Annotated in this window: 16 protein-coding genes; all 16 read right to left on the bottom strand. The window is 47.3% G+C overall.

What is annotated here, in order from left to right:
* Positions 1-35: 35 nt before the first annotated feature.
* Entirely contained in the window at positions 36-527 is a 492-nt protein-coding gene (locus AC51G0_RS11815; RefSeq protein WP_496298649.1) for a phage major tail tube protein, read from the bottom strand.
* Positions 520-1,695: a phage tail sheath protein gene (locus AC51G0_RS11820; RefSeq protein WP_496298650.1), complete on the bottom strand. Its 1,176-nt coding sequence runs from the start codon at positions 1,693-1,695 to the stop codon at positions 520-522. The genes AC51G0_RS11815 and AC51G0_RS11820 overlap by 8 nt, the downstream gene beginning before the upstream one ends.
* Positions 1,695-1,886, bottom strand: a complete 192-nt coding sequence (locus tag AC51G0_RS11825) for a hypothetical protein (protein ID WP_496298652.1) — start codon at positions 1,884-1,886, stop codon at positions 1,695-1,697. The genes AC51G0_RS11820 and AC51G0_RS11825 overlap by 1 nt, the downstream gene beginning before the upstream one ends.
* Before the next feature lie 263 nt (positions 1,887-2,149).
* Complete coding sequence (locus AC51G0_RS11830; protein WP_496298654.1) at positions 2,150-2,518, bottom strand: hypothetical protein; 369 nt, start codon at positions 2,516-2,518, stop codon at positions 2,150-2,152.
* 1 nt (position 2,519) lies between these two features.
* Positions 2,520-3,428 (bottom strand): hypothetical protein, encoded by a 909-nt coding sequence (locus AC51G0_RS11835; RefSeq protein ID WP_496298656.1) that lies wholly within the window; start codon positions 3,426-3,428, stop codon positions 2,520-2,522.
* Positions 3,428-4,087: a hypothetical protein gene (locus AC51G0_RS11840; RefSeq protein ID WP_496298658.1), complete on the bottom strand. Its 660-nt coding sequence runs from the start codon at positions 4,085-4,087 to the stop codon at positions 3,428-3,430. The genes AC51G0_RS11835 and AC51G0_RS11840 overlap by 1 nt, the downstream gene beginning before the upstream one ends.
* 8 nt (positions 4,088-4,095) lie before the next feature.
* The gene (locus AC51G0_RS11845) at positions 4,096-4,398 is read right to left on the bottom strand and encodes a hypothetical protein (protein WP_496298659.1); all 303 of its coding nucleotides are present in this window, start codon (positions 4,396-4,398) and stop codon (positions 4,096-4,098) included.
* Positions 4,391-4,771 (bottom strand): hypothetical protein, encoded by a 381-nt coding sequence (locus AC51G0_RS11850; protein ID WP_496298661.1) that lies wholly within the window; start codon positions 4,769-4,771, stop codon positions 4,391-4,393. Before AC51G0_RS11850 ends, AC51G0_RS11845 begins: the two co-directional genes overlap by 8 nt.
* Before the next feature lie 9 nt (positions 4,772-4,780).
* Positions 4,781-5,305, bottom strand: a complete 525-nt coding sequence (locus AC51G0_RS11855) for a phage tail-collar fiber domain-containing protein (protein WP_496298662.1) — start codon at positions 5,303-5,305, stop codon at positions 4,781-4,783.
* Positions 5,302-5,955: a phage tail protein I gene (locus AC51G0_RS11860; RefSeq protein ID WP_496298664.1), complete on the bottom strand. Its 654-nt coding sequence runs from the start codon at positions 5,953-5,955 to the stop codon at positions 5,302-5,304. Before AC51G0_RS11860 ends, AC51G0_RS11855 begins: the two co-directional genes overlap by 4 nt.
* Positions 5,939-6,919 carry a baseplate J/gp47 family protein gene (locus tag AC51G0_RS11865; RefSeq protein ID WP_496298665.1) on the bottom strand — a complete coding sequence of 327 codons (981 nt, stop codon included), beginning with the start codon at positions 6,917-6,919 and terminating at the stop codon, positions 5,939-5,941. Before AC51G0_RS11865 ends, AC51G0_RS11860 begins: the two co-directional genes overlap by 17 nt.
* 325 nt (positions 6,920-7,244) lie before the next feature.
* Complete coding sequence (locus AC51G0_RS11870) at positions 7,245-7,934, bottom strand: phage baseplate assembly protein V (protein WP_496298666.1); 690 nt, start codon at positions 7,932-7,934, stop codon at positions 7,245-7,247.
* Positions 7,912-8,418, bottom strand: a complete 507-nt coding sequence (locus AC51G0_RS11875; protein ID WP_496298667.1) for a hypothetical protein — start codon at positions 8,416-8,418, stop codon at positions 7,912-7,914. Before AC51G0_RS11875 ends, AC51G0_RS11870 begins: the two co-directional genes overlap by 23 nt.
* Positions 8,387-8,905 (bottom strand): phage tail protein, encoded by a 519-nt coding sequence (locus tag AC51G0_RS11880; RefSeq protein WP_496298668.1) that lies wholly within the window; start codon positions 8,903-8,905, stop codon positions 8,387-8,389. Before AC51G0_RS11880 ends, AC51G0_RS11875 begins: the two co-directional genes overlap by 32 nt.
* Positions 8,874-9,212, bottom strand: coding sequence for a hypothetical protein (locus tag AC51G0_RS11885; RefSeq protein WP_496298669.1), 339 nt, complete (start codon positions 9,210-9,212; stop codon positions 8,874-8,876). Before AC51G0_RS11885 ends, AC51G0_RS11880 begins: the two co-directional genes overlap by 32 nt.
* Before the next feature lie 2 nt (positions 9,213-9,214).
* Positions 9,215-9,532: a capsid cement protein gene (locus AC51G0_RS11890; protein ID WP_496298670.1), complete on the bottom strand. Its 318-nt coding sequence runs from the start codon at positions 9,530-9,532 to the stop codon at positions 9,215-9,217.
* Between the last annotated feature and the right edge of the window lie 46 nt (positions 9,533-9,578).

The raw sequence follows: 9,578 nt of genomic DNA on the forward strand, positions 1-9,578 counted from the left end.
CCGTAAGGCGCTTATCAGTAAACAAGGAGGGATAATTACAGGCTAATTCCCGCTTCCCCCATCAAATCAACACCGCCCACAATGGTTTTCCCGGTGTTCACATTAATATCATGCACCACAGTGCCAGTATCACGCTGGGTATACGCCTTGCAGGTACCTTCGATGGTGACTGTTGGCTTCTCACCCATCTTTACCGGCTCTTTCTTGATGCCAGTAATTGGGCCATACATTGAGTATTCTTCAGTGTATGCAACGCCCTCAGTACTCTTGCCTTTCTCAGTCACGTTCACCTGAGCATTACCCATAGTGAATTTACCCAACGCTTTTGAGATCTCGCCATGCTCGCCGCGTACCTTGAGTGACCAACTTAGCTTCTCAAGGCCAACCGTATCTTCCGAGGCAACAAAAGAGCCCTCATTATTAGCCAGCTTGGCTTTAATTTCGGGCGGGGTGAAATCAACAATCTCGTTCATCAAAGGCACAGATTCAACCTGCGCCTTAATTCGCATACGAATACGATCAGCCATTTACCACCTCCTCAAGCCAGGCTGCAATCAGGCCATTATCTACACTCATCTCGTACACCATGTGCTCGTTCGGTGAGTAGCGGCCATAGTTAACACACAGGAACCAACGACCAGATGTGTAGTTTTCAAGGTTGTTTTTACTTGGGTGAAGGAAAGCTTTGAATACTGGAATCACTCCCTGAGCAACCAAGTCTTGCCCCCAGTTCGTCAAGCGATCAATCACCTGCTGCATAAACTCTTCAGTGAGTTGCTTACCCATTAGCGGTTGGCTAGTTTCTTCCAGCTTACGCGCCATCAGATCTTCAAGGCCAACGTGAGAGATAAAGCGTCCGGTATTTGTACGGTTACCAATGATGGAGTAACCACCCATACGGGTACGGGCAATAGTCACCACACCATGTTTATTGAGGAAGTTGGCCTGCGTGGTTTTGTCATTGATTTTATACGACACGTTACGTGCTGTTTCATCACAAAGCACGGAGCGGTTTTGCGGGCTAACCCAACCATCTACGGAAGCCATTGCCGCTACCAGAGCGATAGAGGCTGGCATTAATAGCTGTGAACCGTCATAGGTCTTAAGGAACCAAGGGTCGATAATGCTTACTTTATCTTCCCCGGTACCTTCTGCTCCAAACTCAGCGGCAAACTCAGCTGCGGCCATATCGTTAGTGTTTGGGCCGTCCAATACAGGGCGGCAACGAACATCACGGCTCATTAGTGCTAACTTCTGCCCTACAGGTTTAGAACTAAAGCCAGGAGCTGCAATAATCGTAGGTGTTTCAGGACAACCTTTGACTGTCTCAAGGCCTTTAATCGCTCCTGTAGCAGAATCGACACCACCGATCACATTGGCTTCAGTTGTCGCATCATCGGCATGTTCTTCAACCACTGTCACATAGAGGATGCACTTCACATACTCCAACAGATAGCGAACCACATTTGGCAATGTGCCCTGGCGGTTACCGGTACTATCTAATGCCATCATGGCATCTGAATAGTTCCAAAGGCGAGTAGGCTCATTGTAAATAAGCGTTCCCCGTTTTTCCGGTGCGGTACCCACTAAATGAACCACCTGCAGCGCAAGTGGCCCCATACTTGGCAATGGCTCAATGGTATTAACTTCAACACCGTTAAGCTCAAAATCCTGAATTGGTGCAAGGGCTGCCATTATTTGCTCACCTCTTGTTTGTTTTGTGTGGCTTGCTCAGGCTTACCAATCTTGCCGTTCTTTAACAAAAAAGAAGTCTGCGCAGGCTTTAGGGAAATTGTTTTATCTGCTGGGTAATACCAGCGGCCGTTAAGGCGGAAGGGTTTCAGGATCGGGTAATCCTGCACCTCGGGTTGCTTTTGGGTTGCCATAATTTTTCCTGCAGAAGGTCAAACGCTGATAAAAGAAAACCACCAGGCGGCGGTTAATGAGGGATTATTTCGCACTTGATGGGGATGGTGTAGGTTACGCCCTCGCGTACCACTTGCTGTTCACATACGGGCTCAGTGGTTAATTCGGTCCATCCCCAGCCAAGCAAAATACTAACAATCACGATTGTGATTGGGTCGATTCGGGCTTTCATTGGTAAAGTCCATGAAGCTGGAATTAGGTACAAAAAAACCGCTCGCGCGGCCTATTGGACGAAATCAGGATGACTACCCCAAACAATATCGTCTGGGTTATCAAACTTTTGAGGAATATCAGCAAGATATTGAACACGCTGATCCAATTGACTTAATTGCTCTAATGACAATGTTGTTGGATTCTCTACATCACCTGGAGTTTTACCCATACGAAGCTCACGTTCGTGACGCCAATAGTAGCTATTTAGCTCATTAATTAATTTGTCACGCTGCTTACGTATTACTTGCCAATCATGCAATATGTTAATTGTAGTTACATCACTTTCATTTAATTCAGGATAATGAATAGGATAACCTTCATTATCAATTTTGGGTAAACGACCGTAAAAACGGCCTTTGTATTCAACTAAAAAATCCATTTTACACCTGAGAAATTTGAGTAAATGGAACAGAACCAAAGGTTTCCCAACCTAAAATAAGCTCCGACAATGGGCGATTCCCATTATAGCTTTCAACAAATAAACGAGTGCCTTTAAGAAATGCATTACTCCAATATCCTAACAAGTGATTATTTTGGGCTGCTGATTTATCTTCGATGCCTTGTGATGCAACTAATCGAACTGTGCCTGTTGACTCAATAAAACCAACTGTATCCGCATAAGCAGATGATGTGTCACAATTTAAGTAAATTTTATTACCACCATAAGAATTCATGAATGCCTTCTCGTTCATTCTTATGCCACAATTTCCATCATAGGTAATTGGATTGCCAGACGATATACGCCATTCCAAGTTCAAATTGAGCCGATAACCGCCAAACGAAAAGCGGCCATCATCCATATCAATCAGCCCGATGTAATTTCTGCCCGGCTTATGAGTGAATACAATTCGGGGAACCATGTGCTGATTGTTTTCAACACTTTCATTATTCGGTGTATAGCCTCCCCCTTTATCAGCAAGGATCGTAACCTGATTACCTTTAAAAAAGTGTCTATCATACACATAGTATGGATTGTTCTGTGCATCCGTAACTCGACCTATACGAATTTCACATGAACGCTTTGTGATAGCTATGCTTAATGCTTTATCGAGTGTTGCCAACTTAGAGGATGAAGTTAATCCCGTATTATTGTCATTCCCTGTTTCATGGTTTACCCATAACACCGTGTGAGATTCTGGAATTGATTTAATTACTTCATCAATTTGCTGATTGAAGTTATCCGTAGCATTCTTTACAGACTGATCAATATCCCCAATTTTATTATTCACCGCATCGGTCAAATTATTCGACGCCTCTACCAACGCGCCGATCTGTTGCTCAATACTCATTATGCCTGATTCCCATTAATCAAATTGGCAGCATCATTGAATGATGCCGCAAGCCGGGTAAAACCATCTGCCACTTCCTGTTCCAGCGCTGAATGCTGGCCTGCCGTGGCGTAGTATTCTGGTACGTTCCCACCAAATAAGCTGGTATCTGCTGCGGTACCTCCTTTGGTTAAGAACTTCGCATCCGCTGCTGTGATGGTATAAACCGAAGACTTATCAGCTTTCTTCGCAAGCTCAGCAGTCATAGTGGCTGCAAAGTTAGGGTCATTACCTAACGCTGTTGAGAGTTCTTCAAAGGTATCCAGCACCTCAGGTGCAACACCGATTAACTGCTGGATACGAGCATCAATCTCTGCCGGTGTTAAGGTGTCGGTCTTATCCGCCTTATCATCCAAAGCAGCAATAGTCACCTGCAGCGTCACATTACCTGAACCGTCAAACACAACAGAACCTGCAGCATCTCGCCCGAGTGAAATAATTCGCCCTATTTTCAGCTTGTTTGCTGTTGCCGCATTGGCGCCCAATGTGGATAACGGGTCGTCCAGATAAGTACGCGTATATACATCGCTCTTATCTGCTTTGAGTCGCAGCTTGCCGTTAATAACCCCCATGAGGTTATTCAGAGCCGCAACCATCTGATCTACTTTTGTTTTAAGCACCTAACCTCCTAAGCAGAAATCTCACCGGCATGAAAATTAAAACCATTAGTCATACTGACGATCACATCATCTAACGTTGTAGCTGTAGCAGCTGACTGTTCATTAGCGGCACTGGCTGTTTCCTTAGCTTCAGCAGCCATTGCCAACACCGCTTCACTCACGGTACCAACCGGCCCCTGCTGACCTACCGTAACAACCTGCACATCTGGCCTAGTTTGTTCGCGTACGACAGCAACACCCTGCGGCAAGCGAACGGTAATTACCCGATCAACAACCAGGTTTACGAATACCCTTGCACCGGAGCTAATCATCAGCCGCCCCTTTAATTAATTGGGCAGGCCCTCGTAGAATGCTGTAAGGATCACCGCTTGGGAAAATAACCCGCAATTCATAGGTTGAGTTCTCCCAGCGTTGAGGATCGTGGCCGCTGGTTTGGTCATGGCTTACTTTGACATCCAGATCATCACTTTGCTGCTCTCGCTCAACAATTTTGATATGTCCTGATTCAGTCGTTCCCTTAACCAGCAACTCACCATCCAGCGCACGAACCACGAACACAGCCGTACAGCCCATCAGCTTCACGTACGGGTTTTCTTTATCGCCAGTAGTCCAGCTAACATCAAAGCCAAACGTGGTACCGGCGACGATTTTCAGCAGCGGAGGTCCTTCCATCGAACACGACATAGCCCCTCCTTACACCTGCTTTTCAAGGTCATTCACACGAAACAGCAATTCAACATGGCGGGCCATGTTGCCTACCTGGGCCGCTCCCATAATGGCAAGCTCTTCAGCCAAGAACAGGTTTACATTCTCTGTGCCAAGCTCCACGGTCACGCTATCGGTAGGTAATGGTGAGATATCAAGAGTGAACTTTTGCAGCCAGCTAGCGTTAGCTGATTTATAAGCAAGCAACGTATTTGGAACGGAATACACCGCAAGCAAAGTACCTGATTCAAGATAGAATCCGACTTCCCTCACTTCATATTCTAGGTTGCCCTTAAACACAGTCCCCAAACGTAACTGGGTAGCACTTAACTCTTCCCAATCAACAATTAATTCACGCTGCTTTTCGTTATAGAGGCGGGTCTGGTCAACACTGGGCTTATAACTACGGTCACCGGCGGCAATCCACTTAATCGCCCCTTTGATACCCTGATTTTTTGCGCTAATCAGCTCAGCTAAACCCGCTTTTGTGTACTGTACAACAGGTGTACTCATGCTATTGCTCCGGGATTCATTTCAGTCATAACAACCATTCGAGTCGCACCTCCAAATAACACCGAGCCGACACAAACAGGAGATGGCGGCAATACACCATTAACTGAATCGTCATAGTGAGTAATGCCTTTTTGAGCAATTCCTGAAAACTTAAAGCCTGAACTCATCCCCAATGCAACAATCAGCTCAACAGTGTCTCGCTCTGATTTGGTGTGCTCGATACGAGAAAGCATCCGGTCGGCAGTTTTCTTATTGACCGGGCTATTTCGCTTCCAGGCAACCACCTCTAGGTGGTAAGGCCCAGGCGGTGAGTCCATCTGGTACCAAGGCTTCACATCGATATCGCAATCTAATGCATCCATTGCGACAGACAGGCCATGACGTGTACCGGCCTTTCTATGTATTTCAAAAGCCTTATCAGCAGTCTTGCGCTGTTGCTCCAACGTATCTTCAGGGCGCCAGTCCATAACGCCACGTTCTGCAGCCAGTAAGGCTACAAACTCATCAGGGGAATAGAGCGGTTGTTTTAGTTCAGGATAAGGATCGGCCAGACTGTTAATAGCTTCATGCCAGGCGTATTCCAAAGATTCTTCAATGATGGTGCGGTTTTCGGGCTGAACAGAGACAAAGGGATTATTCTGCTCTGACATCAATAAGCACCTCCGTACAATGTGGTGCCTCATCCCAAGCGCAAATGACATCCTGAGCGGGTTCGTGTACCTTCGCCCGTTTTACGCCCAGTTCGTAAAAGATGTGGGCCACTTCCTCACGATCAATCACACTTTCTAGTCGGTGAAGTCGATCCGCAAAATCCCAGGCTTTTTGATCGGCATCTTCTTTACTGACATGATTGCCCGGCTGAGCACCAGTGTAGAGCGTTGCCACTATCCGATAAGGCTTCGGGGTCGCGCTTTTCGTGGTCACTTCATCAGATTCTTGAGCAATATCGTCCCTGTTTATGTAGTCACTTACTCGAGTAAGTAATTCCGAGCTCGCGGTACCATCAGGTGTTTCACGGCTTAGGATTGCCACACACACTTTGCCCGAATTAGGCTCGATCATCTTTGGCTTCGCATCCTTCACCGGCATAGGACGATTAAGGTTCTGAAACTCAAACCGCATCACCACCGCATCAGGCTCTGATTCAATCTTGATCACTGGGCGTTCATCTAGAGTTAGAGCGTGGAACTTATATCCCATCCGTGTGCCCGTGGTGTGAAACTGATAAGGCGCCAAATCAAAACGCTGCAACAGGCTGTCATTCGACTCCATTACGGGAGGTTTCGGAGGAAATACCGAGTCATCACCCGGCTCCATCACTTGTCGTTTGAGGCCGTACTGCAGCGCCAGCAGGTCTACCATGTCAGATTCCATCACGAATTTACGAAACATCTGCAGAGCCTGGTGATTCTGTTCGCGAATTTCAGCGATACGCTTCAATACGAAGGCTTCTGTTGTCTGCGCTAATAGCTCAGATTCATTATCGAAAGCCTCTTCAAGTAGTTTCGCTTTATCAGGATCTTTTTCAGCACAATAGCTGACAGCCCATTGCTTATAGGCTTGCAGCAAGGTTTCAAAGTTCGGTACCTGAAAAGCACTTGGTAGCTGTGTCATAGTCTTCCCTTTAGCACCAATGGCTGACCACGCCACTCACCCCAAACCGATACCTGAAAGCCGTTCCTACCAGGTACCGCCTTGCATTGAGTAGCCTTAAATTCAGTGAGTCCCCATCCGGGGTTGGCTAAAGCTTCCAACGTTAAATTTTGGATTATCATCGCTTCCGTAGGGTTCTGATCTTTGCCAAGCCGCTCTACAGCTCGGTTGCAGAGATCTCTACGTTTCACCCTTGAGGCTGGACTTGTCGTTAATACCCGGGAAAAACGGCAAGAAAGCGCTGAAACGCCAGTAACTGTCATCCCAGTTTGAGGATCAATTCCAATCATGATTTAGCCTCAGTGGTTGCTCGCCCTTCTTCATCATCATGGTGGTGCCCTTTCAGGCTGTAGCCATCAGCAACCACATCACCACCAGAGATATTCATTCCTCCCGAGACCGTTGCCGCCCCACCACCTGAGCCCGCTGCAACAGCAAAACCGCCCTGATGATTAAAGTTACCCGTACTAACCGTATTACCCGTCAGAATGGTATCCCCTGTTCGGTTAGTGTTTCCTGTGTGCTCTTGGTTACCGATGTGCGTCAGGTCAGCAAGCAACGTCATCCCGCCCGGGTACTTTGCGGTAAGCTCACCACTATCCAGGTTATAAAGCTCAGTCATCCCATCACCGTAATCCGTCATCACTTCATTGGCTTCCGTGGTTGGACATGGGTACTGAGTGGAAGGCAATCCCATTAACGCGACTGCATTATTGAGGTTGTCACCGCTGCCAAGATTGATCAGCAGACATTGTTCACCAACACTCGGGCGGCGGTAATGGCTTACCCGCCCGGCGCAGTGAACAAAGAAAGGGATTCGTGTTGCCTTGTTTAAGCCGGTCTTTATTTCGACGGTTGTCTTATCAGCCTTCGATACCACACCAAGGCGAATGATATTGGCTGCTGCTCTGCGGTTTTCTTCGAGTTCTTCACGTAGGGCTAGAACTTCTTCCTCAAGCGACCTGAGTCGTTTCATCAACTCCAGCATCATAGTGGCTAGTCCCCACAATCTCGTGCCAATCTTCTTCAACTGGCCCCATGTAAATGCGCTGCTTAATGGTCACTACTCGCATGAATACGCCGTTATCAGGGTCGAATTTACGGGGAACATTGGAAATAAGCCGAGTTTCTTCAGCATCGTTAAAGCAACCAAACCGCTCATTCAGTAATTCACGTTCAAGACGGGTTGATGCGTCCAGCGCTTCCAAGTCAAAGCCATCAACAGCGGTGGGCACTTCAACCAGGAAACGAAGCTCAATTTCGTGCAGCTTGCGACCATCATTCCCGTTGTGATTAACCGGTTCACTTTCGCCGACCTGATAAGTAATAAGGGTATGAGCAGGCTCTTTTGACTCTCGACGGTAGGCGGTACCAATTTTGAGGTTAAGGCGTTGCTCCAGTGTTTCCACCACCTTTTTTACCCACTCACTAGGCGCCCGAAAGAACGTATTGGAATTCACGGTGGAAATTCTCCTCAAACTTACGATTTAGTTCAGACTGATAGCTTTCAATGATCTCTTCAGCCTCTTCACGAATGTCTTCTGTTACAAGCTCTATCACCTTGCCGGATCGATACTCGGGATTTCGTCGCCAAACCAATAACTCTGAACTATCCATAGGGTTTATCCAGGCGCTTTTATACGAACGATTCCCCACCGTAACACCGTGCTTCGACTGTTTCGGTGTGCCAAAACGATGAACGCCAATCTCTCGAACACCTACCCATAGCTTTGATATGCGGCCATTTTTATACACTCGGAATCGTGTTTTCATCGCCTTACTATCTATAGCCAACTCGTAACCAAGATCAGCCATTGAAACAGCTCGAAGCCAGCGATTGGTTTTCACCACAGCTCGCCTAGCCGCTCTGGCTAACTCATCCGGCAAGTGAGAGAACTTACTCAGGAAGCTAGTATCAAGCATCATCCGAGAATTCAGACCAGCCATGTTTAGCCCCCGCACTTTCAAGGATCATCAGATACTCACGTACAATCTGGCTATCACCTTTTCCCTGTTCAGGGCCGGAATAAACCAGAACATAGCGCTTGCCTTCATCCATCAGCGCGGCCTTAGGTGACAATACGGCATCGGTCAGCAGCCGCTTCACCTTGTTGCCAGCAGCCTCTGTAACTTTGATATAGCCTTGAACCGTTTGTTGATTACCATCAGGCATCATCACCACAATAGACCGACCAAAGCAGCGTTGAAGTGATGCCCGGATTTCTGCCCGGGCACTCTCAAACAAGCTGGTCACAGTTACACCTGAACGCCAGTCAACAGCACACCACCATCAATGAACACACCAACCGGCTCTTTCACCGTGCCATCAGCAGTTGGGGCGGTTTTGGTAAACTCACCACCATCAAAGTAAGCTGATTCCCCTTCAAACGCCGGAGAGTCACCCGCCTTAATCGGGCCATCAAACAAACCACGATAAGTACAGCTCACCACCTGCCCTTCAGGGCCAGAATAGTTAGGTACCACAATCAGAGCGCCGTACTTAACCGGCACATCTTTGGTAAAGCCGCCTGCCGGAGCTTTCAAATCAATCTTATTTCCGTCTGCAATACGCATCGTTGTTACCTGTCCTGTCTAATCCAATAAATAGTCAAATCAATAA

Source organism: Photobacterium sp. HL06 (genome assembly GCF_059552575.1).